We start from the raw sequence: 26,838 nt of genomic DNA on the forward strand, positions 1-26,838 counted from the left end.
ACCTATCCTTCTACATACGGTTTTATTTAGGTCTGCCAATATTACTGAATGGATAAATCCGGAATGTAACTTCACCAATAATTGCCTGTTCATTTAAAAATCCAAAGAAGCGGCTGTCATTGCTGTTTCCACGATTATCCCCCAAAACAAAATAGGTGTTTTCAGGGACAGTTGAGTAACCTGTTAACTCTTCTAAAGTAAAGTTTCCGGTTTGAAAGGCGCGTTTTGCAGGACTGTTTTCATTCAGCAGGTATGGCTCATCTACCGGTTCTCCATTTAAGTATAAAACATTATTTATATATTCAATCTGATCGCCTGGTATGCCAATCACACGCTTTACATAGTAATTATCAGAGTCAGGAGCATGAAATACGATCACATCAAACCGGTCAATGGATGCAACTTTATTTACAATAATCTTATCTTGATCCGAGAAAGTAGGCTGCATGGATTCTCCCCAGACAACAGAAGGTGCCAGAAGGAAATTTTTAACAATAAATGCCGCAATAATAATAATCGCTGCTATTCTGCATAATAGATAAATTTTTCTCTTCAGAAGACCTTTCTCCATGCTCCGCACCTCCTTTAAGTAAATTATATCTCTTACCATATTTCAATTTTATTATACTATATAATCAGGAAAAATGTCACACAAATAAAATTCATTGTACAAATAGACTATATGAATTGGTATATAAGGGTTCTTCCATAAAGATAAATCATAAAAAACATATCATACAGTATTGATTTGTAAAAGAATAATACGAGAGCAGACATTTAAAGAAAGGGCTTTCTTCTTTTTTTATAAGAGAAAAACCTTAACAATATTTTCTAAATTTATTTTAGTAAAATCAACACGGCCAAACTTATTAACTATTTTTATGTACCTGTCTTCATAATTGATGCTATCAATATATCCCTGCTCCATATAAAAATTATTATCCTTATGATACTCAATTTTAATTAGTAGATTATCTTTATGGGCCATCATCAACTGAAAACCAATTTCTTGTTGTACATATAAGCTCATGCTCCGACACTCCTTTTCAACTGCCCAAAAGACAGTATGCTGTCTATTTTAAAACTTCTCACTTGTTTACGATAATAGCAGTAAGCTAAAATTTTGGTGTTATCTATGTCGACTACTCTTATTATTCGTTGGCTGATCTTTCCTTTAGAGTCTATATAATAGATCATTACCTTTTCTTTTTTCTCCATCGCACTTGTTAAGAAACCAATCATTTTAACCACCCCTCGATAAGAACTTTTGTTCTGAACATTTGTTCTTATTATATCAAAACAGATAAAGTTGTAAACATGAAATAAATGGATAAAATTATTTCAAACTAAATTAACCTTTGTTTACTTTATCTGATATAAATTCGTATTAACAGGACTATTTTTACACGTAAAAAAATAAGCCCTAAAAGGAAGGACTTATTTTTAGTAACTGATGCATTTCCCCAAGCTGCTGCCAGACAATTGTACCCGTACCAAAAAATTTTCTGTGTTTTTATTTTCAGCTTTCTTGATGTTCTCTTATTTTTTGTTTTCTTTTTAACAGTATAACTGCAATAACAAACAATGCGAGAACGGAAACAATAAAACCGATAAACAGCCAATTAAAGCCTTTATCTTCTTCTAAGATATATACTTCTACGGATTCTCTTGGTATTCCAATCCGGTAATTGCCCTCTTTGTTTTCACGTACTAAATTATCCTCTAAGATACCTTTTAATTGCATACCAGATTCTATATTATCTACATCTATATATGCTGACTCACTGCCATTATTAATAGCAGCATACATTATCTCATCTTGATAGCTACGACGGAACACCAACATCGATGCTTCAGACCCGACATATTCAAAATCACCAAACCTTAATGCAGGAAATTCATTATGCAGGGAAGCAATACGTTTATGAAATTCCTTTAAATCCTCATCTCCACTGTTAAATGGAACGAGCCGCTGTGATTCCTCAGCATCCCCGCCATACATTGGAAGCTCTGTCCCTTGAGTAATCATCGTTGCACCCGGTGTTGTATACATATATGTTAATGCCAGCGTCCAAGCAGTTACTGCATTACGTTGATTTTCTGAAAAAATATTTGTAAAACGTTCCTGACCGAAGCCGTCTATCTGTTTATAAAAATCGGTTAATCCCTGTTCTTTCCAGATATCATAAATCGCAGAAACATCATTGTCACTTTTTGCAAATGTTTCACTTAATCCTTGATTTAACTCCGGATAATTAATAATATCCAGCGATGTATTTTCTAATAAATCCACTGCTTCATCCATAGTTGCTTCTGTTATATCACCAATAAGATAAAAATCAGGACGATTTTCTTTTAAAGCCGCAGTCAAATCTTTGATAAACGCTTCTGGTGCAAGATCAACATTAGGCAGCTTAAATCCATCAATATCCGTTTCTGACTCCCAATATATAGCAGCATCTAACATATAATCTGCAGCGTCAGGATTCGTTAAGTCTAATTGAACCGTTTCTGATAATCTTTCATCATCTGAAGCAGGTGTTCCCAGCCACCAATCTTCTTTATCCGGGTCATTCGTCAAAGGATTTGTATCTGCAGCATAGTTAAACACGAAATCAATAACTATTTTCATATCACGCTGATGCACTTCTGATACAAGACGCTCAAAATCTTCCATTGTTCCAAATTGTGGATTTACTTGATAAAAATCAGTAATCCAAAACCCATGATAGCCTTTTTCTTTATTATCCATAATTGGTGACAGAGAAATCGTAGTAATTCCAATATCCTGCAGATCATCTAATTTATTTATGATTCCCTGAAAATCACCACCATGATAGTTATGAGGATCATCAATATCTATTTCTCCCTGGATTTTAGCGTCTCCATTATTAAACCGGTCAACCAATATTTGATAAAATACTTCATTATGTATATCTTCATCCTGTGCATGAGCAGGCTCTTGTATAATGAACATACTTATGATAGCAGCAAGTCCAATACTTATTTTTTTGATCATAGATTTTCCCCCAATGATAATAAAACTGTAATTTTCATTCCACCCTATTCTCTATTATCACTTATTTTCTTAAAAAATCATACCTTGATTAAAATGATGTAAAAAAGCGTTCACAATTATCTTTGCAAATAAATAAAGCACCTCAGCCAGCTGACCAAGGCACTTTATTTTATCCTGTTCAACAGGGAGTTATTGTTTTACTTATTTTAGAAATAAAAGCCCATTGGCAGGCGGAAGAATCCTAAAATAATGACAATAATCAGTGCAATAAGGAATTGAATCCATTTGCCTGTTGCTGATTTGCCCTTTTTTGCGGAAACTAATATCATTTCCATCATTACTACAATCCAAAGACCGGCAAGTGCTTTTACAATTACTTCACCAAGTATCGGCATGGAATAGCCTTGAATATAATCCCAGGTTAATAATCCTCCCGTGATGATGATAAATAAATACACAAGACGTAAAATCATATGAACAATCGTTGCAGGCTTATTACTGCTTTTTTTGTACAAGACTAATGCAATAATAAAGAGAATCAGTCCTAGTACCCACGCAGTAATATGCAGATGTGTTCCTCCCATTTAAGTTTCCTCCTTCATTTTTATAAGTACATGTAATAATCATCTTCCACATTTAACAAAAATGACTAATAATCCGTTTACTATAAGTGCTTGTTCAAAAAGTAGTCAAATTAAAAGCAAGAAGGTCAAGGCGACGTAACTTTTACGAACGGAGCGTATGCTTTTAAATACGTGAGTAACGCTTTTGGTGGGGCGAGTAATCGCAGTCCCATCGGAAAAGATACGTCAACGCAGAGATTCGCAGCTTATCATTTGGGGACTTTTTGAACATCCTCTATAATACCATTTTCTTCCCTAAGATGACATTTTAATGTCCCTTTGTCAACAAATCGCCATGATTAACGTCTGAACGGCTGCATTTTTTTATATGTGATACATCTCCATAACCACTCGACAGGCCCAAACTGAAAATAACGAAGCCAAATCGTACTGCCGATAATTTGCAGGCAGAAAATAACAAGGACAATCAAAATTTGCTGAACAGGACGAATTTCTCCATAAAGTCCGAAACCGGCACCGTAGAAAAGACAAAAGGAAATAACTGATTGGAGCAAATAATTGGACAATGCCATTTTGCCAATCGGTGTCAGTACACGAAGTATTTTTCGTGGGATATCCTGTTGCCACAATAACGTAATGGTGGTCAGATAGAAGACTGCGGATGCTGTCCCTCCGATGTTATCCTGCACAAGAGCAAACCAGAGCGGGTTACCAAATAGATAAGGTCCGATTTTAAACAGAATAAATACAACTAATGAGAAAGCCCAAATCTTTTTCAATATACTCCTGTAGGAGAGTGGATCATGAAGCCATCTCTTTCTTGCCAGATACATCCCAAATAAAAATAAAGGGAGAATAATGAATGGGTATATAATAAAGCCTAAAAGTCCATTCGACAGCTGCCAATCTTGAAAATTTTGCGCCAGAATAATAGATAAATCATTGGAGCGATAGCTTTGAAAAGCCTGCTCTATTTCGGATGTATTACCCAGAACAATAAAATCCCTTGCTAAATACTGCAGACCTGTAAATGCAATTGTTGAAAATCCTAATAGACCAATCCCCCAGCCTGCCAGGGTCTTATCTCTGCTATTTAAGAATAACAGCAGTAAAAATCCCATCGTTCCATAGGTTAAGAGAATATCTCCATTCCAAACCGCAAAAGCATGGATGATTCCAAAAACAATTAATGTTCCCAGTCTTCTTCCGAAAAAAGCATATGGTGAGATTTTCTTTTTATCCAGGCTATCCTTTTGAATTTGAATCCCAAAGCCAAAGAGAATAGAGAACAAAGTGTAAAAACTGGCTTGAAAGAAGATATCAATAAAAGCCAGACTAAATTGATCAATTCCAGCAGTCCAGGCATCTTCTGCTCCTCCATAGAGAAAATAAGGAGCAGAAAATGATCCTATATTAACCATGAATATACCTAAAATTGCAAAGCCTCTTGCAGCATCTATCCATTCTAAACGTTTATTCACTTGATAAGGTTGCACTATTATTCTCCTTTGATAAGAAGCTTTTTAGAAAAGAAATAAAGGTATGTTTCCTTAACAGGCTGCTTCCAGATTTCTTCAATTGCATACCGGTAAAGCTCCAGCTGTGTTTTATACCGTTTTCTCAGCTGCTCCTCTAATTTTTCCGTGACATCTTCTGTTATCATATCTGTTTTGTAATCAAGAATAATACAGCCCTCTTTCTGAGGAATAATACAATCGATAACCCCTTGGATTAATACCTTTTCTTTCACGGGATCCTTCCAGTCTGGATATACTTTTTCCGCTGGCAGCATCAAACTGAATGGCACTTCTTTATATACTCTATTCTCCACAAAAATTTTCTGGGCGATCGTTGATTCTAAAAAATCTACAATAGCTGAAGCGGAAACACTTTCCGCTTCGGGAGCTGACATTTTCTCCTCTTGAACCAATTTCTCAATAAACTCCTTCACTTCCTCTTCAGATAGTTTATCCTTCAAAGGAAGATGCTGCATCACTGTATGCAGTGCAGTTCCCTTCTCAGCCGCAGTTAATTTTTTTTCAGCCTGCATAAATCTCGGTCTGTTTGTAATCGGACGTACCGCAGATTGAGGAATCATTCTCTCATCACTGTATGCATCTTTCTGCTCCTGCTGACGTTTTAATTCTGTTACAGATTGCTTTGCACGGGAGTGTACAGCCTGTTGATATGGATATTGATAGGAAAGTCGTCTATCGACCCAACTATCCAGGTCTTTATTATCCTGTTCAAGCCGGTCCCAATTTCTGATTTGATTTTTTAATGCATCTTGTTTTTGCTGCAGCGTATTTTCAAGGAAAATAAGATCCTGACTCGGATGAATTTGTACATCCCACTTTGATGAGTCCTGTGTGATTTCAGATAAAACGCTGGTTCCTATCTCCTCTTTTCTCAAAATTTCTGCTTGCGGATGACGGATCAATGCAGGTCCGACCCAATCCAGATAATTCTTTGCTCCAACCCGAAAATACGCCGGTAACACCCAGTCTGCATGATGAGCAATCCATGACCATGATGCTTTCCGCTTCTCTGCAGAATTGACTGTTCCTACCATAAACAACTTCTCTTCTGCACGTGTTAAGGCTACATATAATAAGCGGATTTCTTCCGACAACTGTTCTCTTCTGATTTTTTCTCTCAACGCATGATAAAATAAAGTTGAATATTGAATCCGTTTATCAGGATCAATAAATTTACTGGCAAATCCCAGATCTTTATGAAGCAGATATTTCTCGTTTAAATCCATCATATTAAATTCTTTATCCATACCTCCGAGTATCACAACAGGAAATTCCAAACCTTTACTTTTATGAATCGTCATTATCCGGACAACATCTTCCTGTTCACTAAGGGCACGTGCAGCACCCAAATCCTTCTGCTCTTCTTCCATTCTTTCAATAAAGCGCAGGAAACGATATAAACCTCGAAAAGAGGTCTCTTCATAGCTTCTTGCCCTGTCATATAAAGCCCGTAAGTTTGCCTGGCGCTGTTTACCGCCGGGGATGCCTCCAACAAAATCATAATAGCCGGTCTCCCGGTATATTTGCCATATTAATTCTGACAACGCTCCTTGCTGCGCAGATTGTCTTAATGTATCCAACAACTCCCGGAATTCTTTTAATTGTACTGTAACCTGATTCTCTTCTTTTTCCAAATATGCTATAAGAGCATCATAAAAATTCCCATGGCGATTTGCTAATCGAATTGCTGCTAAATCATTTTCTTGCAAACCGACAACGGGCGAACGCAATACAGCGGCCAGCGGAATATCCTGACGCGGATTATCAATTATCTTTAATAAACTGATCATGACCCGAATTTCAATCGCTTCAAAGTAGCCTGATGTTAATTCTGCATAAACGGGAATGCCTTGTTTTTTCAGCTCATCCATAATAATAGATGTCCACGTCATGGAACGCATTAAGATTACAATATCACGATACATCAAATTTCTATGCTGGCCAGTTCCCTTATCTACTACTTGCATAGGTGTATCTGTACCTTCAGTGCCAATCCATTCCCGGATTTTTTTAGCATAGGCCCGTGCTTCAATTTGTGCTTTTTCTAAATCTTCTCCTGTCTCTTCCGCTTCTCCAGACTTCTGTCCTTGAGGAGTATCAATCATCAGCAATTCCGGATTAGAATGAAGTGGAAATTCATCATACACACTATTACCGTAAATAAGCTCGGCATCCTGGTCGTATTCAATATCACCGACCTCTTCATCAAAAAGCTGACGGAATAAATAGTTAGCGCCAACCAGCACCTCGTCCCGGCTTCGGAAATTCCGGTTCAAATCAATTCGTTCGGCAGGATAATTGGTTGCTGCAAACTTTTTATATTTCTCAATAAACAGGGAAGGCTCTGCGTGTCGAAATCCATAAATACTCTGTTTCACATCACCAACCATAAACATATTTCCATTATCCTCAGGATTACGGACTAACTGAAGAATACTTTCCTGCACAAGGTTTGTATCCTGATACTCATCAACGAGAACCTCTTTAAACTGCTTTTGCAGCTGCATAGCAATGGAGGAAGCACCGATTAGAGCACCTTCTTCATCTGTCTCCATTAAAATCTCCAGGCAATAATGCTCTAAATCGTTAAAATCAACAATAGCCTGTTCCTTTTTACGATGCTGAAACTTATCCATATAGTTTTCTACCATAGAGGTCATCTGTTTTAAAACAGGAGCCATGCCCTGCATATCCTGAATGTGGGCAGCCAGATTGCGGACAAACCATTTTTCCTTCATTTTGTCCCATCTATCTTTGACTTTTTTTCGGAAAGCCTTCACCTGTTCCCGTTTCTCTGGATTATCCTCTATTTTTTTTCTTGATAAAGCCGCAAACTTCGTATCATGAACAAATTGGTGTAATTCATCCCATTTTGATAATTTTCCCGCCGCAGCTTCCAGCACCGCGGTGTCTTTTTCCAACGCATCCAAATAATGATATGGCCCATCAGGCTCTCTTGCCACAGCAATAGCTAAAGCGTTCTCTTGCCTCATTGCTTTCAATTGGTTGGTAATCTCTTCCTTGACTTCCTGGAGCCAGGGAATGGTTTCTTCTGTCCAGTTTTCCTCTATTTCGTAATTTGCTGTCAGCTGGTGCAGCCACTTTTTTGGTGACGGATGTTGAACTGCAAAATTTGCTGTTTTCAGGATTAATTCTTCCACATCCCGATCACTTCTATCATTCGAAAAACGGTTTACTACTTCAAAAAATTGTTCCTGCTCCTGATTCGAATCATCATACCAGCCTTCCAGCAGATCATCCAAAACCTCCCGCTTTATCATATCCATTTCTACATCATCGGCAATGCGGAAAGAAGGATCTAAATCAATCATATATGCATTTTTCCGTACAATATCTAAGCAAAAGGAATGCAGCGTTGAAATAGACGCTCTCTGTAATAAAGAAAGCTGTTTTTTTAAATGAAGAGATCCCGGTTTTTCAGCCAATGACTTCTCCAGTGCTGCTCCGACTCTCGCCCGCATTTCCTGTGCTGCTGCGTTCGTAAAGGTAACAACGAGTAATTCATCAATATTAATCGCATCTTCTTCCTTTAAGAGTTTCTGAATAATACGCTCTACGAGGACAGCTGTTTTTCCAGAGCCCGCTGCTGCGGCTACAAGGATATCCGTACCGCTTCGATAAATTGCCTGTTCCTGTTCTTTTGTCCATTTAACCACGGATTTCCCCTCCTTTTAGCCGCTCAATAATTTCTTTTTCTTTTATATTTGGTATTTTTCTATAATTATTTCCCTGCAATGCCGGGTCAAATTGACAAACTGCATGAAAAGGACAATACGTACATGCCGCTGTATCCTTCTTCAAAAACGGATTAATCTCTACACCGCCGGATGTCATATCCAGCCCTGCCTTTTCAAGCAATACGTGGATATGGTTTTTAAGCTTATCAAAGGTATCATTATCCGCAATTTTCGAATGATGGTTGAATGTCCCATCTTTTTTCAGACCAGCAGGAATAATATTACTTGTCCCCATTTCTAACGATTCGTCCATCGCCCTGGCGATTTCTTCATCAGATAAAAGCAGCCCTCTCATTTTATAAGACTTAAAAATCTGTCCCTCTATATCACTGTCTATTTTTTCTTTATCCAGATTAATCATTGGATTGTGCACATGGAAATAAAGGACGCCTGCCGGATTCGCCTGCTGACCGAGCCATTTTTCCGAATGTGTCAATACAACATCTAAATAAGTTAACATTTGCAGGGCGAGGCCATAATAAACCTCCAGCAGATCCAAAGCACGTGAGCTTGATTTATAGTCGATAATCCGCAAATATAAATCCTGATGAAGCTCTGCTTTATCTACACGGTCAATCCTCCCGCGTAAGAGAAGCTCATAGCCATTTTCCAGTGGCAAAATAAGCGGCGGCAGCGGACTGTTCTTCTCTCCAAAACTGAGCTCCAGACCTACCGGGCTAAAATCTGTCTGTCTTGCCTGCTCACTTAATATAAATGCTGCTCTGGCAATTATTTCTTCCAGCTTCTGCTGAATATAGGTATAACGATTGGAGCTATGCAGAATTTGATGCTGGAGCACAGGTGATAATTTTTGAATTGCCCGGTGCGCGTAACTCGCTGATGTTTCCCTGGTAAGCAGTTTGAAATCTGTTTTTTCAGTTTGAACCCACTCTGTAATTAAACGTAACGCCTCATGAAATAGTTGTCCAATATCAGGAGCGTCTAATTTATAAGTCTGCCGTTCCTGTAAATTCAGGCTGTAACGGGCAAAATGCTGATAGGAGCAGCGATAGTAGGATTCCAGCCGGCTGACACTTGCTTTGATTTGTTTTGGATAAAGCTCTTCAGCTGTTTCTTTATTCAATTGCTCTGGCTGGTTTTTATAAAATAAACCTTGTAAAATTCGGTAGGTCATCCCATACTTCGGCTGATTTTTCACATACCAGTTGTAAACAGCAAACCAGGCTTCACTAATCTCATATCCCCGCTGCAGCCTGGCAAATTGCGTTGTCAGAGCAGCCCTGGTTTTTGTCTTTGTAGTAATAAATCTCAGTGTATCTGCAGTATCTTCCACATCCTGAAATAATAAATGCTCCTGGCATTTCGGAAAAAGATCCTCAATCCTGCTGATTACTTGAGAAGGAACTTTCGCTTTTCCCTCTTCATCACTGATTGGATAACTAATCATCAACCTATCCTTGGCAATCGTTAACGATAAATAGATATAAAACCAATCATCAAGCAGCTGTCTTTTTCCGTTTTCAGCAAGCTTTAATCCGTTTTGCTCCAATAGCTCTCTCTCTTCATCATCAATCATGCCGTCTACCGGCGGCTTCATTGGCCATACTCCTTCATTTACACCAAGTAAAAAAGCACAGCGGACACCTGACATCCGCGATCTGTCAATGGTTCCCACTAATACATGGTCCATCGTAGGCGGGACATGTGAAAACTCTAATGCTTCAAATCCCGCATTGATCGATACATTAAAGGTAGACAAATCCAGTTCTTCATCACCGGCAATCTCGACCATTTCATCCATCAATTGTATGAGTGCATCCCATACCTGCTGCTGCTCCCTTCCTTTTTCAGGAATACCCTGCTCATCAAAGGAAGCGCGCATTTCCTCCAGCTGTTCAGGAACCCCCAGTGATTCCAGCCAAATAAAAATAGCTTCACAGCGTTCTTTAACGCTTGCGGCCGTACGAAAGCTCTCATCAAAAGACTTTAACGCTTTTGTGATTTGGTCCCGGTATCTGTTGATTTCCTCCTGCATTTTGCTTTCAAAGCTCGTCTGCGCAGCCTGGTCAAACCCACGGAAGCGCTGATATTTCCATGGCTTATCATCTAACCACTGCTTCCGATAACGAATTCCGTACTCTATTGTATAATTCTCCAATTGATCAATTGCATCTCTTGTTAGTGGAAACTCCTCATCACTGGCAGGTATAAATTCTGTTTTTAAAACACGGAATATTGCATCCGAGCGCCAGCCATTTTCAATTGCTTCCAGCATCGAACGGATCAACTCAATTAAAGGATGATGCAGCATAGAGCGTTTCTGATCAAGAAAGACAGGAATATTATAATCTCCAAAGATTGTTTCAATTAAATCAGCATATACATCTGATTGCCTCATTAAAATAGAAATATCACGATAGCGATATCCACCGTCTCTTACCAGCGAAAGAATTTCCTCTGCAACACCTTCTACTTCTGCACGTGGATGAACCGCTTCAGCTATTTGAATGGGCGCATCTTCTGTATACTCCGGAGAGGGACGGACATCGAAATTTTGTTCCAGATGGGCAAAATAGGTCCGATCTTTAAATTGATCGTCTGCCGGATTTAAATAAACTGACTGTTCGAACGAAATCCCGGTTTCCTCGGCAATAGCTGTCAATTGCTGATAGGTCAGGTTTGTCTGATAAAAGATATCTAACTCCTCCAGCTTTTCTGCATTGGCCGGATCTAACGTCAAACCGATATGAACAGCAGCACACTTTTTCATTAATTCCCCAATCACGGATATTTCCTGCGGCGTAAAACGATGAAAGCCATCTATATAGATATGTGCTCCCTCAAGCATGCTGGCTTTTGGAATTTTTTCCTTTAATATTTGTAATCTGTCTTCATTGTCCATATAAGAATGCTGCAGCTGTTTAAGAAGCTGTTCATAAATATAAATGAAATCATCCAGTTTTCGTGCTAATCCCATTTCCGATGGAGATTGATGGACAAATTTGTTTAATTGATCCTGCTGGGCTCGAAGTGTGTCAGGTGTAATTTCATATCTTTTAAATTCTTGAATAACGGATTCCAGCTGATCAAGAAATCCCTGCTTTTTCATTGCTTTTTGAAATGCCATCCAATCTCCATTTTTCTCAGCAATAATTTTCCGAAGCATCATTTGTGTTCCAACCGAGCTGATAAAAGGCTGTAGCCCTCCTCCTGTTTCTTGTAAAACGCGCCATGCAAGTCTTGAAAAACTGGCTACCTGGGCCCTGATACTTCCACTTAAATGCTTCCGGCTAAATAAAGAGGTTTCTAATTGAAATGTCATTTGATCCGGAACAATGTAAAAAATAGCCGGTCCTATTGGCTCTTTTTGCAAACGATTTTCAATATCATTCATCATCCATTCACTTTTATCTGTACCGGATCTTCCTAAAATAAATTGTACAGTCAATCGCACACACTCCTCTTGTAGTGACATATGTATTTATATATCGAGCACATTCTATTAATGTTCAAACACAAATTTTCTTTTCTATTTTTCATACAATTATCTAACGTAACAGTAAAGCGATATAATCCCTGCCAACACAACAATAATACCGTATATAAAAACAGGAAAAAAAGCGGTGAAGGACGAGGGCTATTCAGCAATTATTTCACTTGAAGTTACCAGGATATAGTCTTCTATTTAATTTTTCCAGTAATTAGTCTATTTTATAATTTGCTTGCTTCAATACACGTTTTATATGAAGAAGCTTCCCTAATTTTAATGGTTAATCACCTGCTAAACAATATATTTATAAATTAACAAAACAAGAATTAAAATAATAAACATGGCTGTTTTATCTGGAGTAAACAAAGCTGCGAGCATTGCAAATGATACCAGTACAAATAAAGTGGCCTGTACCTATATTCCTTCCTGTTTATATGCATCTCACTACTCCTGCTGCTCCTGTTAATACAGCATATAAACCGATTAAGAAATAAATAATAATTGACATTATACTCCCTCCAATCTTTTATTATTCATACTATAAAAGATAGAGTTAACTCCATGTCAATTATATTTAATATACCAGTTCTTGGGCATTTATCATTCATATTTTCAAAGATATTCTAATATTGCCGAAGGAGCTTCTTCACATACATTTCCATAAAATGATGAAAATGACTTACTTTCAGTTTGAGTTTTATACTTTTTTAAGTGCGAAAAAAACTCCTATCTTTATTTTAGCAAAGATGGGAGCCTGTTCCTAATAAAATTATTTTATATTTTCTTCTGTTCTGCAGTGATAAGATTCTGTCCATAAGGATATTCAACGATGGCAATTTCCGCTGTTGAAACGTTCACTTGAATTAACGAGGCTGCTTAAATAACTGTGTTATCGGCCAATAAGTAATGTCAACCTTTCCAACCACCTCATCCATAGGGACAAAGCCAATGGACCTGCTGTCTAAGCTGTCTCCGCGGTTATCACCTAATACAAAAATCTGATCTTCTGGCACAGTCTCCTCACCCGTTATTTCAAGAAGGGTAAAATCTTCTGTTAATGGCTTCGTTTCTGCATTATCTTTTTCTTCCTCCAGAAAATCCTCAGCAATATACTCACCATTTACATATAACTGATCATCCTTGTATTCTACGGTCTCTCCCGGTAATCCGACTACCCGTTTTACATAATCATTTTCTTCGGTTGCATGAAATACAATAACATCAAAACGGTGGATATTTGAAATGTTACTTGTGACCGTATTTACCATCATTAAATTTCCGTCATAGAGTGTTGGTTCCATGGATTTTCCATTGACAACATAGTTCTCAAATAAAAAAGCCCGAACAATTACAAACACAGCGATTAACAAAACAGCTACAATAGAAACCCTTAAATAATTATATTTTTTCACTGTTATTCTTCCTTCGCTTTAGTTTATTACTTACATCATACCCCAAAGCAAAGGATTCTAACCTTTCTATCACAGACAGGAAGTACATATGCGTCAAAAAAAGCCCCGCTGGATAAAGGTTCACTTTATTTTCCAGCGGAGTTTTATCATGTAATGTATTATCCACTATGCTTATCCACTTTTTTATGAAGCCTTTTCTCTAAAAACTTACCGAACATCCAAAAAATAACAATACCTATACCGACTACAATCGTCCGTACCGGATTCTGGGCAAATTCCATGATACTGGAGCCGACGTAGGAAATAGAGAAAATCATTACTGTCTTTCCTAAAAGTACAGCTAATATAAATGGGTAGATATTGATTTTGGACAAACCTGCCACGACATTGATAACAGAAGACGGGGAAAACGGGAAACAAAGCAATAAGAACAAAGGTCCAAACCCATGTTTTTCCACCCATGCCGTAATTTTGCTCACCTGTTTATTATGGCGAATCTTTTTTAATAGCCTTGTATTTCCTAAACGGCGAATAACCAGAAACACAATGACAGCACCAAGACTTGCACCAAGCCAGGAGTACAGAAAGCCTTCAAATAACCCGTAGGCGGCTGCATTTCCGAGAACAAATACAATGAGCGGCAAGAATGGTAAAAAAGCTTCAAAAAAAGGCAATGCAATACCAGGCAATGGTCCCAACCCTTCATATTGCTCCAGCAGCTGACGGATAAATTCCTCCCAGCCTTCTTCTTTTAAATATTCCTGCCAATTTGAAAATGTAATATTCATTACGTACATGCGGTCAGTCTCCCTCAAAATTCCAACAATCTTATTGATGATTATATGCTACTGCAGATTTTTTGAAAAGTATAAACTTCTCTATTAAATGAAGCTTAACAAACTCAAATTGTCACCAGGGTTTACTTTTTTATTATTTTAATATTTATTCATGCTTCAAGAAAGAAATAAGCAGAGAAGTATTCATAATGATATTCTTAGAAAATAACATTATTTTATGCAGTTTTTATTATAAAAGATTTTTTTGCACTATCTAGGTAAGGGGAAATCTTAAGTTAGTGAGAATCTTTTGGAAGGAAAGCAGAACATAATAAATTTAACCATACAGAGCATTATTTATAGTCAAACGCAGTGCTCCGCTCATCGATAAGAAAGCGAATTTGGGCTGTCCGCTGTATTTGATTGATTACAATACCGTGAGAAACCTCTACATCAATCGTTTTTCCATTTTTAAATAGAATTTGTGTGGATGTACTGTCTATTTTTTTCACTTCATCTATATGGGAATGTGAGATCCAGGAACAGCTTTCATGTGATGGGGATTTCGTTGGGAAGAAGTACATCCTGTTTCTTGGGTCAACCGGTATTGGAGTTTTATGTGTGATACCAGAAATACTTTTAATACCATTTTGTCTGCCCTTTAAATCAGATCCAAAATAGGCGCATGCATACTCGATCACTTTTGTCGGTTTTCCTTCTAATACGTATTCTACTTCGTCTTCTAAAACTCTGGAAACATATTTCCCGTTTTCATCTTTAACAGATATTACCGCCATGGTATAAGGCGTTATTTCTCTCATTTTCATTTCGTATGCCTCCTAATTACCCAGTGACATAAGTGAGGTTAGAATTATTATAGCACTCAAATAAGTAAAAAGATATATTTATTTTGAATTTTTGTGTTAATTTAAAAATAAAAAGAAATTAGTAAAGCTAAAGTATATATTGTTTCAACTAAAATAATCTCTTTCTGCCAATCTATTATTTACTGATAAAAAAACTCCATTCTTTTCAAGGCTTTAATCCGCGCTTTAGAATGAAGTTTTTTCTATCTCAAAATGTATTAATAAAGCAGTTCTAAAAATTCTTCTTTAGAAATCCTTCCAAGATAATGTGAAACATCAATCTGGTCCAGTGCTTCTTTAATGGCATCACGATTATGGCGGGTGCCTGTTAAAGCATCCTCCAGCTCTTTTACATTACCTATACCAAAGAAATCACCGTAGATAATACAATTTTCGATAACTCCTTTTTTTACATCTAAACGGACATCGACCAGCCCGCCGGGAAATTTCTTAGTCTCCTGATAGTTGAAAGAAGGTGATTTACCATAATTCCAATCCCATTGCTGATAACGTTTTTCCGAAATCTCGTAAATTTTTTCCCAATCATCCTCAGTTAACACATACTGTGGAACATCTTTAACATCTTCAACATCAAAGATATATCGCAAAATTAATTCTTTAAACTCATCCATTGATATCGGATTATCAAGATATTCAGCAATATTCGCTACACGGCTGCGGATGGATTTAATTCCTTTAGATTCAATTTTGATTTTCTTCACCTTTAATGCTTTGGTTAATTCTTCTAATTGTGAATCCAGCATTAAAGTTCCATGGCTGAACATACGTCCGCGTGTAGAGAACATGGCATTACCCGAGATTTTTCTTCCTTCTACCGCTAAATCGTTTCTTCCCTGTAATTCAACTGGAACACCGATATTATTTAAAGCATCAACAACAGGCTGTGTAAATTTAGCAAAGTTTTGGAAGCTGTCGCCATCATCCTTTGTGATAAAACTGAAATTTAAATTCTGTTCATCATGATAAACAGCTCCGCCTCCGGAAAGACGCCGGACAACTTTAATTCCTTTTTCATCTACATAGTCCGTATTAATTTCTTCAATAGTATTTTGGTTTCTTCCAATAATAATAGAAGGACTATTTACATAAAATAATAGATATGTATCTTTCTCACCAAAATTTTCAAGAATATATTCCTCAATAGCCAGATTGATACGAGGATCAGTAATTCCTTTATTATCAATAAATTTCAACTTAATTCCTCCCTTATTTTGCTAGTCCTATTTTAACGCATAAACCATTGCAAATCAAAACTTCTACCTAGATACTATTCCCATACATATCCTTCACCTGCTAACACAATTTCACCTGTATAAATCTGTTTCGCTTCTTCTTTCAACTGTTCTAGTACACCGAATTGTGGCAGATGACTGAGCACTAACTGCTTTACGCCAGCAGACTGTGCAATACTTGCTGCTTCCTCACTGTTCATGTGTCCTGCTTTTGTTCCATCCTGCCCTTTAAAATAGTTGCAGTCTGTTATCAGTAAATCCGCCCCTTTTGCAAATGGAATCCATGCTTCTGTATAACTGCTGTCTGCAGTGTATACAATTGTCTTTTTACCATCTGTAATACGCATTCCAAAGCATGGAACCGGATGCTCTGTTCTTAAAAATGTAATCTCAAACGGACCTGCTTTTAAAACTTCATCCGGATGATAAGGAACCCCCTCTGTATATTGATGTGACAAAGAAAGGTAGCCATCTTTATCTTCCAAGTGACCGTATATTTTCAATTTCTTTTCATTATTATTAACATAATAATCAATGAGCTTCGCATACTGTAATACACCGATATCTGCTACGTGATCATGATGATAATGTGATAAAATCACTGCATCTAATTCAGATACAGAAAGGAATTTCTGAAGCTTGGACAAAGATCCGCTTCCCATATCCAGCATAAGTTTATAATTATCTTTTTCTAATAAGTAGCTTGATGTAGCACCATCCTTATTGGGATAGCCTCCCCAAAATCCAATTATAGTTAATTTCATTCTAACCTCTCCTTATATTTTATATAATTGTATCAATACAGTATTGACACAAATAAACTGTTATAGTACAATGTTTTTAAATCAATTAAAACCTTAGGAGGAATTGAAATGACTGGAATTATCGAATTTTTTAAAAATCTGCCAAAGAAGAAATGCGCAAAATGCGGGAACGCAATAGTAAATGAAAAAGCAGACTGTTATGGTAATATTTGCGATGATTGTGATTATCCGGGACGTTAAAGCTGTCAGTAATCGGACTATTATAAATTACTGTTTTTAACGCCTTGTTTAATAAAGTGAAACTTCAATCAGTGAGGAGTTCCTTCCTCCCCACTGATTGGGACTGCGATAAATTATGATTTCCCATAAGTTATAATCCTTCTCCTGGATAGCCTGTTATATGGCTATTCTTTTTTTGCATTCCTTTATTTTGCAAATTAACTTTTGAATTATTTAAAAAATCCTATAATTTTTTCTCTTCCTGTACTATAATTAATTAGGTAGTCGAATTAATTGATAAAGTATTGCTGTATCTTTATTTTCTTTTACATGGATCAATATTTCAAGTATTTAGGGAGGAATGAATATGTCAAATTCAAACAGACAATATCGGAAAGATGTTCCAGTCGAACAAACATGGGATTTAACAGATCTTTTTCCAGACAAAGAGAGCTGGGAAAAAGCACTACAGTCAGCCGTTCAGGAAGCTGAGCAAATAACGGCTTTTAAGGGGAGACTTTCTGAGAGTGCAAAGACTTTGTCCAAGGCTTTAAAAACAACAGAGGCTTATCAACAGAAGGTTATTCACGTTGCTGTTTATGCTAATTTATTAATAAGTGCAGACGGAAGCGACCCTTCTAATCAGAGTGCCGCAGCTAAAAGCGGCGCTGCTCTGGCAGAAATCAGTTCGAAGCTTTCCTTCTTTGAATCAGAGCTTCTTAAGCTTACTTCCTCAGACATAGAACAGTTTATAAAAGACGAACCGGAACTCGAAACATACCGTAAATATTTATTTGATATTCTTGAAAAGAAAGAGCATATCCTTTCACCTGAATTAGAGGAAGCTTTCTCTGCATTAGGTGAGGTATTAGACGCACCGCATAATATCTTTTCGCGTAGTAAACAGTCCGATATGCAGTTTGAAACAATTGTTGATGGACAGGAAAATACACAGCCAATGAGTGAACCACTATACGAAGAAAGCTACGAATATTCTGAGGATACTGTGTTGAGAAGAAACGCATATGCATCATATGTAAATACGTTTGAACAATATAAAAATACGTATGCAGCAACGTATCAGACAGAAATCACAAAACAAGTACAGCTTTCTAAATTAAGAAAATATGATTCTGTCACAGATATGCTTTTAGCTCCGCAGCAGGTTACAACAGAAATGTATCATAATCAATTAGATGTCATTCAAGAAAAATTAGCACCGCATATGCGGAAGTACGCAAAGTTATTAAAGGAAAAGCTTGGCTTAGAAGAATTGCGCTTCTGTGATTTAAAAGCACCGCTGGATCCGTCTTTTAACCCGAGCACGTCTTATGAAGATGCTTCGGAAACAATCTTAACCGCATTAGATGTTATGGGCCCAGAATATTTAGAAGGAATGAAAAAAGCACTATCAAACCGTTGGGTGGACCGTGCTCAAAACGTCGGCAAGGCTAATGGCGCTTTCTGTTCCAGTCCTTATGGAGCCCATCCATATATTCTTGTGACCTGGGCTGACAAGATGCGCAATGCTTTTATTTTAGCTCATGAGCTTGGACATGCAGGTCATTTTTACTTAGCTGGTAAATATCAGAGTTTATTCAATACCAGACCATCGACTTACTTTATCGAAGCGCCTTCTACATTAAATGAGTTACTGCTCGCAGATCATTTAATGAAGACAAATAAAGACGATCCGCGTATGAAACGCTGGGTTATTACACAATTATTAGGAACATACTATCATAACTTTATTACACATTTATTAGAAGGAGCGTTCCAGCGCAAGGTTTATGCACTTGCTGAAGCCGGAACACCATTAACTGCCGATGTTTTATGCAGGGAAAAACGTAATGTTTTAGAATCCTTCTGGGGTGATACAGTTACATTTGATGAAGGGGCTGGATTAACCTGGATGCGCCAGCAGCATTATTATATGGGCTTATATCCATATACTTACTCTGCGGGACTTACCGTTTCTACAACTGTCGCCAAACGAATTAGGGAAGAAGGACAACCAGCTGTTGACGATTGGTTAAATGTTTTAAAATCGGGTGGTACGAAGAAACCACTTGATTTAATTAAGGATGCAGGCATCGATATGTCCGATCCGGAAAACATCGAGATAGCTGTCAATTATGTCGGTTCTTTGATTGATGAATTAGTCGAAAGCTATTCCGAATAAAATTTATTTGTCAAAAACCAGGCTGGACATGAGGACAGCCTGGTTTTCTTGGATATAAAAAAAGACTGTCCCCTAATTAACCTGCAAAGACTGAAGAGAATTTTTTAACCTCTACTTTCCCATTCCCCTCTTAGCATACCGTAGACTTCTCTGTCATGTAATATATCTCCAATCACTTCATCGGCCCGGATTGTCCCCTCGTGTTTAAATCTGAGTTTTTTAGGAATAGCTGCGCTCCTGCTATTCTTTACCGCTGTTTTTATTTCGATTTTATTTAATTCCAGTTCATTAAATGCATAATCTGCCATTGCAGCACAGACACTTGTCATAATCCCCTTTCCTGTGTAAGCTTCTCCAAGCCAATATCCAATTTCAGTTTTCTTTACCTTCCAATCAAAATATAAAAATCCAGCAGAACCGGCTAAGTTTCCCTTATACCAAATGCCCACCCAAAAACCTTCCCTATTCACAAAACGAAATAATGACCTTTGTATAAAGTATTTTGAGTCTTCCAGCTTATTGGTTACAGACGGAAAGTTTAACCAATTGCCTAAAAACACTTTATTTACTGTCACTAAATTGAACAATGTTTGTGTGTCATTTTCTTCCAGTAATGAAAGCATAATATCCTCATTAACCTGATTATTAAGCAATGCTTCTCCTCCTCTTCTCTGTCTCTCGATTATATTCACAAACATGGTTATCTGGTAATGTCTATAACAATATTTCTTTAAAGTATAAAACAAAACCTCACTTAATGGGAATTTTTGTTCTTTCTCCAATAAAAGCTGATGCCATAATTACTTTGCCTAGGCAAGGGATTTTATGTTTATTTCATCAAAAATATTGTATTTAATGCCCTGTTAAGCAAACAACTTCATAATAAAAACAGCTATGAAATTATTTTCTATTTCACAGCTGTTATAAAATCAATTGTTTATTTATTTTCAGTTAATGCTTTGAGCGCCAATTCAGCACCTTTTTGTCCATGTTCAATACAATCTGGAAGCCCTGTTCCATCATAGGAACTGCCGATTAATGTCAAGTTGGGAAGATGACCGGCTACATAGTCTCTGATACGGCTGACAAGATCTAAATGGCCAGTGTGATACTGCGGGCGGGCCCCGATAAATCTTGTAATCTCATAGAATAAAGGCTCTCCCTTGATTTTCATCACTTTGTTTAAATCTTTTAACACAATATCAACCAGTACCTCATCCGATTCCTTCACTATCTCCTGATCTCCAGGCTTACCGACATAGCAGCGCAGTAAAGCTTTCCCTGCAGGTGCAGTCCCTTCCCATTTACGATGAGTCCAGGTGCATGCAGTAATTCGGTAATTACTGTTTCTCGTCACCAAAAATCCGGTTCCGTCTAAATCACGTTTAATCTGCTTTTCATCAAAAGCAAGCACAACATTAGCTGTTGATGTCGCAGGAATATCAAATAATTCCTTTAATGGCTGATGTTTGCTTAGCATCCCCGGGACCTGTGTATGCGGTACTGCAACTAAAACAAAATCTGCAGCTAAAACATTTCCAGAATCTAAAAGAAGATGATACCCCTCTTCTTTTTTCTCAATATGGTTTACTCTATTATCACGGATAATTTCTATAGTATCCAACTGTGCTTCAAGTTCATCAACAAGAGTTTGCAAACCATTTGTAAAAGAGAAGAATTGGCCTTGAGCAGGCTTTGCTTTTCTATTTTTCTCAGGCTTTGGCATTCTCTTGGCAAGACCTTTCATTACGCTGCCGTAATCTTGCTCCATCTTCCCAAAGATTGGATAAATTGCTTGAAGACTCATTTTATCAATATCACCAGAATGAATTCCAGAAAGCAAAGGATCAATTTGATTATCTACAATTTCATTCCCAAAACGGCGTCGCATAAAATGCCCTAAAGATTCATCTTCTGTACTTTTATTCTTTGGTTTAATTAAATCCATCAAACCACGGATTTTACCTGATAATGTAAATGATTTAGAACGCATGAGCGGCCCAATTTCCTTTGGCACGCCCATAAATGCACCTTTTGGCATTTTATGTAATCGATTTTGAATAAGCATAAAGGATTGACCTGTAGAGTTATATCTCGTTTGATTAAGAATACCTAATTCCTTTGCCAGCTCCATTGCAACTGGTTTACGTGCTAAAAGAGAATCTGGTCCCTTTTCAATTGTAAATCCATCACGTTTTATAGTATGAATCCGGCCACCAAGGCGGTTTGAACCTTCTATCAGAGTAATTTCGATTGGAAGCTTTGCTGATTGCACCTGTTTTTGAAGATGATAGGCGGCAGACAATCCTGTCACACCGCCTCCAACAATGACTACTCTTTTTTTATCCATCAGGAAGCACGCTTAACTTTCTTTAATACCACATTTGCTAATGTTTCAATAAATTCTGGACGGGCATTTGGCATTTCCGGACGATAGTAGCTTGCTCCAATCTCATCACAGACTACTTTACATTCATGGTCGTTATCATATAAAACTTCCAGGTGATCTGCTACAAATCCAACAGGTGTATAAACAAATGCTTTGTATCCCTCTTTGTTATACAATTCACGTGTTAAATCCTGAACATCTGGTCCAAGCCATGGGTCCGGTGTATTCCCTTCACTTTGCCAGCCAACTTCGTAATTCTTCACATCTGCTGCTTCAGCTACTAATTGTGCTGTTTCCTCTAATTGCTGCTTATATGGATCTCCATTTTGAAGAATTTTTTCAGGAAGACTGTGAGCAGAAACAATTAATACAGATTTTTCTTTTTCCTCAGCAGGCATTTCCGCAAAAGCTTTCTGCACGCCTTTTGCCCAGAAGTCAATAAACCCCGGTTCTGTATACCAATCTTGTACGGATTCGATTTTCATACCATGATTTTCTGCTGTACTATTAGCCCTTTCATTATATGATTTAACACTGAATGTAGAGTAATGAGGTGCTAAAACAATAGAAACAGCTTCTTTTATTCCATCCTTCGCCATTTCTTCTACTGCATCCTCAATAAATGGTGCAATATGTTTTAACCCGATATACGCTTTAAATTCATACTCATCCTGCACTTCATTTAACTTGCTTTCTAACGCATAAGTTTGTTCTTTTGTTATTTTTGCTAAAGGTGAAATGCCGCCGATTGCTTCATAACGGTCCTTTAAGTCCTGCAACGCTTCAGGATCAGGCTTTCTGCCATGGCGAATATGTGTGTAATAAGGCTCAATATCTTCTTCTTTGTACGGAGTTCCGTATGCCATTACTAATAATCCTAATTTCTTCTTTTCCATTATCAATACACCTCGTTACTTTTTGTTTAAGAGTAAAAATTTAGCTTATATGCATCTGTTCTAAGGACATGGTAATAACTGATTTTAAACAGTTATTACCAGGCTATGAACTTTTCTTACTTTTGCTGTGAATAATTGTGAATAAGGTCCGTCAATCGTTTTAATGTTTCCGGCTTAATATCAGGAGTAACGCCATGGCCAAGATTGAAGACATAACCTTCTGTGTTCATACCCTGGTCCAGTATAGCTTTCGTTCTTTTTTCAATTGTTTCCCAATCACTAAGTAAAATAGCAGGATCCAGATTTCCTTGTAATGTTTTTGTGACACCTAGGCTTCTGGCTTCTTCTACAGAAGTACGCCAATCCAAACCAATTACATCTACTGGCAAGTCATTCCACTCCAGTAATAGATGGCTTGCACCTACGCCAAAGGTAATCAGCGGAACATCATACTTTTTCAATGCTGAAAAAATATCTGTCATTACCGGTTTAATAAAATAACGGTAATCTTCCACGTTTAATGCGCCAACCCAAGAATCAAAGATTTGAATAGCACTTGCTCCAGCTTTAATTTGTGCTTCCACATAACGAATAATCATACTTGCTAACTTATCCATTAATGCAAACCAAGTCTTCGGCTCACGATACATTAATGCTTTTGTTTTCGTATAATTTTTAGAAGGGCCACCTTCAATCATATAGCTTGCTAATGTAAATGGCGCTCCGGAAAAGCCTATTAATGGTACATCAAGCTGCTCCTCAGTCAATAAACGGATTGTATCAAGGACATATGGGACATCACTTGACGGATTAATCTCACCGAGTTTTTCCACATCCTGAATGGTCTGGATCGGTTTTTCAATAACCGGGCCAATTCCACTTTTGATCTCTACATCAACTCCGATAGCCGGAAGAGGCGTCATAATATCTTTATAAAGAATAGCCGCATCTACTCCATAATTTTCAACTGGAAGTCTTGTAACATAAGCACAAAGCTCTGGCTGATGGGTAATTTCAAAAAGGGAATACTTTTCTTTTAATGCCCGGTATTCTGGTTGTGATCTCCCAGCCTGACGCATAAACCAGGCTGGTGTGTAATCTGTTTTGTTTCCGCGATAAGCGTCTAAAATTGTTGTGTTTTTCACTTTTACCATGCAACGTTCATCCTTTTATATTCTTTTTCCATCTCTAACTATATCTATTTATCACGCTCATGTATAGGGAAGAGAATTGTTTGTCATTAAATTGTCTCATTTTAAAATAATTCTAAAGAAATATCTTTTACAGTGTGCATTCAAAAAGTAGTCAAATAAGAAACAAGAAGTCCGTGTCAACTAAAGAGTTCGCCGCTTATCATTTGGGGACTTTTTGAACATCCTCTTATAAAGTATTAGAAAAATGATACGGATTCAGAATGTGTCCCTTCCATATTCGTAATTGGGTCAAATGGTACAACATAATAGTATTCATTGCGGAACCAGATATCATCAATGATAAATTCTGTTTCCCCTTCTACTTCTCCCACCAGTTCATCTGTACCCTCTTCCTCTTTATAAATACGGTATACAATACGGTCATCTGTTGAACCATTCCAGGTAAGCTTTCCTTTCACCAATGCCATTCCTCCAAAGGTATAGCTTGCATCTACATTCTCAATGACCGGTAAATCAATTGGATCTGGCAAAGGCTCTACATCGTCCGGCCTTGAAAAGGATGCAGTAAATGCAGATCCGGTTTGATTATCAATTTCTGTCAGTATTTTCTTAGTTAACGAGGTGGGGTAGGCACTCCCTCCTGTTAAATAATGTTCCTCATCTGACTTATCATACCCCATCCACATGGCTGTAACATAATCCGGTGTATATCCGACAAACCATGCATCCTTAGACGCTCCATCTACATAAGTATGCTGTGTAGTTCCTGTTTTACCTGCAAGCTCTTTGGCATAATAGCCGCTGCTGGCAGTTCCTGACCGGACCGTCTCCTTAAGCATTTCTGTCATATCCCAGGCAACCTGTGGTGTAAATATTTCTTTGTTACTTGTTTCTGATTGATATATCACTTCACCATTCCGGTCCTTTATCTCTGCAATAGCTGTTGCTTCAGACATACTGCCGTTATTCGCAAAAGCTTGGTAGCTTTGAGCCATTTGTAGTGGCGTCACACCTTTTTCCAAGCCTCCTAAAGCAATAGATGTCCCCTTATCTTTCTCATCGAGAGGTAAATCCAGTTTGTTCAGATAAGATTTAGAATAATCTATCCCTATCTGATCAAGCAGCCAGACAGCAGAAGTATTTGTTGATTCTACAATAGCCTGATAAATCGTAATATTATTCTTATATTCTCCACTAACATTCTTAACTTCATACTCCTCCATATATTGATCAGGAATTATAGTAAAAGGATTATATTTATCCTCCTTCATTAACGCCGGTCCATAAACAGCCACTGGTTTAAAGGTAGACCCAGGCTGGCGCTGCACATTTGTCCTGTTTAAATCACCAATGCTGAAATTACGTCCGCCTACAGCCGAGACAAGATGGCCGTTATCCTTATCCAGCATTACAAATGCCCCCTCTGTTCCCTCTGTATTTCCAGGAAAAAAAGCATCCTCCTTAAAGTTTTGATAAGCAATCTGCTGAAAATCATCATTCATATATACGGTAATTTCATAGCCGCCGCTTTGTAAATCTGCGAAGCTTAAATCATGCTTTTCTGCAGCCTCTTTTATTGCTATATCAACATAGCTGTCAACCCAGGGGTTTGTTCCTCTTTCTTCTTTTGACAAATTTATCCCTAAATCTTTTTCCTGCTCAAGCACTTTTGTTTCTTCATCTATAAAACCGGCTGATTCCATTGTCTGAAGAACGACATTTCTGCGCTCAGCTGCTTTTTCCGGATGGTTCAAGGGAGAATATCCATTCGGTGCTTTCATTAAACCGGCAAGCAATGCTCCTTCAGAGATAGTTAAATCATCAACATCCTTAGAAAAGAAATATTGTGAAGCCTTTTGGACCCCGTATACTCCCTCTCCAAAATAGACCTGGTTAACATATAATTCTAATATCTCATCCTTACTCAATCTTCTTTCCAGATATAGGGAAGCCATAGATTCTTTTATTTTTCTGGTCCACGATTTATCATTTGTAAGAAAAAGATTTTTGGATAATTGCTGTGTAATTGTACTGCCGCCTTCTACTTTACTTCTCGCTAATATGTCACGATAGACAGCCCGTCCAATAGACTGCAAATCAATCCCCTGATGCTCATAAAAACGACGGTCTTCGACAGCCACAAATGCTTGCAGCACATGGTCCGGGATATGATCTACGGATACATATTCTCTGTTTTCATTATATAGAGTTTTGACAACTTCTCCATCTTCCGTACGGACAGTGGTTGTCAAATCAAGCTGCAGATCATCCTCATCAGCAACCATTTTCCCTCCTAAAATAAGCAGTCCATAACCGCTTAACAAAAATACAAAAACAGCAGCAACAGCAATCCCCAGCCACTTTATTTTTTGTCGAAATACATTCTTTTGATTTTTTCTTCTATCTTTTCTTTTTTCATTTCTTCGTTCAGTTCTCATAAGCTCACCTCGGTGCATATACGTTATTATTATACGTTATTCTAACTTTTTGATAAAGAATGGACATCTCTGAATTACATAAAGATTCGACAGGAAATATGTATTATTTTCAATATTATTTGTATTTGTGTACAATTTA

General features: G+C 37.5%; 20 protein-coding genes. 2 read left to right on the forward strand and 18 right to left on the reverse strand.

What is annotated here, in order from left to right:
* Nucleotides 1-22: 22 nt before the first annotated feature.
* The 13 genes from lepB (OSO01_RS01870) to OSO01_RS01930 all read right to left on the reverse strand — a co-directional run bounded on the left by lepB (OSO01_RS01870) (nucleotide 23) and on the right by OSO01_RS01930 (nucleotide 17,421).
* Complete coding sequence (lepB, locus tag OSO01_RS01870; RefSeq protein WP_147208080.1) at nucleotides 23-571, reverse strand: signal peptidase I; 549 nt, start codon at nucleotides 569-571, stop codon at nucleotides 23-25.
* A gap of 231 nt (nucleotides 572-802) precedes the next feature.
* The gene (locus OSO01_RS01875; protein ID WP_147208082.1) at nucleotides 803-1,030 is read right to left on the reverse strand and encodes a YolD-like family protein; all 228 of its coding nucleotides are present in this window, start codon (nucleotides 1,028-1,030) and stop codon (nucleotides 803-805) included.
* Nucleotides 1,027-1,242, reverse strand: a complete 216-nt coding sequence (locus OSO01_RS01880; protein WP_147208084.1) for a hypothetical protein — start codon at nucleotides 1,240-1,242, stop codon at nucleotides 1,027-1,029. The genes OSO01_RS01875 and OSO01_RS01880 overlap by 4 nt, the downstream gene beginning before the upstream one ends.
* Before the next feature lie 277 nt (nucleotides 1,243-1,519).
* A complete protein-coding gene (locus OSO01_RS01885; protein ID WP_147208086.1) occupies nucleotides 1,520-3,019 on the reverse strand; it encodes an alpha-amylase family glycosyl hydrolase in 1,500 nt (499 codons plus the stop codon).
* 206 nt (nucleotides 3,020-3,225) lie between these two features.
* Nucleotides 3,226-3,603 carry a YisL family protein gene (locus tag OSO01_RS01890; protein WP_147208088.1) on the reverse strand — a complete coding sequence of 126 codons (378 nt, stop codon included), beginning with the start codon at nucleotides 3,601-3,603 and terminating at the stop codon, nucleotides 3,226-3,228.
* Between the two features lie 338 nt (nucleotides 3,604-3,941).
* Nucleotides 3,942-5,099 (reverse strand): DUF418 domain-containing protein, encoded by a 1,158-nt coding sequence (locus OSO01_RS01895; RefSeq protein ID WP_307725828.1) that lies wholly within the window; start codon nucleotides 5,097-5,099, stop codon nucleotides 3,942-3,944.
* A gap of 2 nt (nucleotides 5,100-5,101) precedes the next feature.
* Nucleotides 5,102-8,818 carry a helicase-exonuclease AddAB subunit AddA gene (gene addA, locus OSO01_RS01900; RefSeq protein WP_147208092.1) on the reverse strand — a complete coding sequence of 1,239 codons (3,717 nt, stop codon included), beginning with the start codon at nucleotides 8,816-8,818 and terminating at the stop codon, nucleotides 5,102-5,104.
* A complete protein-coding gene (addB, locus tag OSO01_RS01905; protein ID WP_147208094.1) occupies nucleotides 8,811-12,308 on the reverse strand; it encodes a helicase-exonuclease AddAB subunit AddB in 3,498 nt (1,165 codons plus the stop codon). Before addB ends, addA begins: the two co-directional genes overlap by 8 nt.
* A 905-nt stretch (nucleotides 12,309-13,213) precedes the next feature.
* Complete coding sequence (gene lepB / locus OSO01_RS01910) at nucleotides 13,214-13,762, reverse strand: signal peptidase I (protein WP_147208096.1); 549 nt, start codon at nucleotides 13,760-13,762, stop codon at nucleotides 13,214-13,216.
* A gap of 158 nt (nucleotides 13,763-13,920) precedes the next feature.
* The gene (locus OSO01_RS01915) at nucleotides 13,921-14,559 is read right to left on the reverse strand and encodes a TVP38/TMEM64 family protein (protein ID WP_147208098.1); all 639 of its coding nucleotides are present in this window, start codon (nucleotides 14,557-14,559) and stop codon (nucleotides 13,921-13,923) included.
* Nucleotides 14,560-14,891: 332 nt separating this feature from the next.
* A complete protein-coding gene (locus OSO01_RS01920; protein ID WP_147208100.1) occupies nucleotides 14,892-15,365 on the reverse strand; it encodes a competence protein ComK in 474 nt (157 codons plus the stop codon).
* 257 nt (nucleotides 15,366-15,622) lie between these two features.
* Nucleotides 15,623-16,618 (reverse strand): lipoate--protein ligase, encoded by a 996-nt coding sequence (gene lplA, locus OSO01_RS01925; RefSeq protein ID WP_147208102.1) that lies wholly within the window; start codon nucleotides 16,616-16,618, stop codon nucleotides 15,623-15,625.
* 74 nt (nucleotides 16,619-16,692) lie between these two features.
* Nucleotides 16,693-17,421 (reverse strand): MBL fold metallo-hydrolase, encoded by a 729-nt coding sequence (locus OSO01_RS01930; protein WP_147208104.1) that lies wholly within the window; start codon nucleotides 17,419-17,421, stop codon nucleotides 16,693-16,695.
* A gap of 108 nt (nucleotides 17,422-17,529) precedes the next feature.
* Between OSO01_RS01930 and yhfH the strand changes: the two genes are divergently transcribed.
* Nucleotides 17,530-17,661, forward strand: coding sequence for a protein YhfH (gene yhfH, locus OSO01_RS01935; RefSeq protein ID WP_077603296.1), 132 nt, complete (start codon nucleotides 17,530-17,532; stop codon nucleotides 17,659-17,661).
* Nucleotides 17,662-18,001: 340 nt separating this feature from the next.
* On the forward strand, nucleotides 18,002-19,822 hold the full coding sequence (pepF, locus tag OSO01_RS01940) for an oligoendopeptidase F (protein WP_147208106.1): 1,821 nt from the start codon (nucleotides 18,002-18,004) through the stop codon (nucleotides 19,820-19,822).
* A 104-nt stretch (nucleotides 19,823-19,926) separates the two neighbouring features.
* Here pepF and OSO01_RS01945 read toward each other — a convergent pair whose 3' ends face one another.
* The 5 genes from OSO01_RS01945 to OSO01_RS01965 form a co-directional block, all read right to left on the reverse strand.
* On the reverse strand, nucleotides 19,927-20,475 hold the full coding sequence (locus tag OSO01_RS01945) for a GNAT family N-acetyltransferase (protein ID WP_186813518.1): 549 nt from the start codon (nucleotides 20,473-20,475) through the stop codon (nucleotides 19,927-19,929).
* Between the two features lie 284 nt (nucleotides 20,476-20,759).
* On the reverse strand, nucleotides 20,760-22,172 hold the full coding sequence (gene hemY, locus OSO01_RS01950; RefSeq protein WP_307725829.1) for a protoporphyrinogen oxidase: 1,413 nt from the start codon (nucleotides 22,170-22,172) through the stop codon (nucleotides 20,760-20,762).
* The gene (gene hemH, locus OSO01_RS01955; protein ID WP_147208112.1) at nucleotides 22,172-23,107 is read right to left on the reverse strand and encodes a ferrochelatase; all 936 of its coding nucleotides are present in this window, start codon (nucleotides 23,105-23,107) and stop codon (nucleotides 22,172-22,174) included. Before hemH ends, hemY begins: the two co-directional genes overlap by 1 nt.
* A gap of 116 nt (nucleotides 23,108-23,223) precedes the next feature.
* Nucleotides 23,224-24,261, reverse strand: coding sequence for a uroporphyrinogen decarboxylase (gene hemE, locus OSO01_RS01960; protein WP_147208114.1), 1,038 nt, complete (start codon nucleotides 24,259-24,261; stop codon nucleotides 23,224-23,226).
* Nucleotides 24,262-24,497: 236 nt separating this feature from the next.
* A complete protein-coding gene (locus OSO01_RS01965) occupies nucleotides 24,498-26,699 on the reverse strand; it encodes a transglycosylase domain-containing protein (protein WP_147208116.1) in 2,202 nt (733 codons plus the stop codon).
* Nucleotides 26,700-26,838: the final 139 nt, after the last annotated feature.

It is taken from the genome of Oceanobacillus sojae (assembly GCF_007991515.1).
Lineage (GTDB): Bacteria > Bacillota > Bacilli > Bacillales > Amphibacillaceae > Oceanobacillus > Oceanobacillus sojae.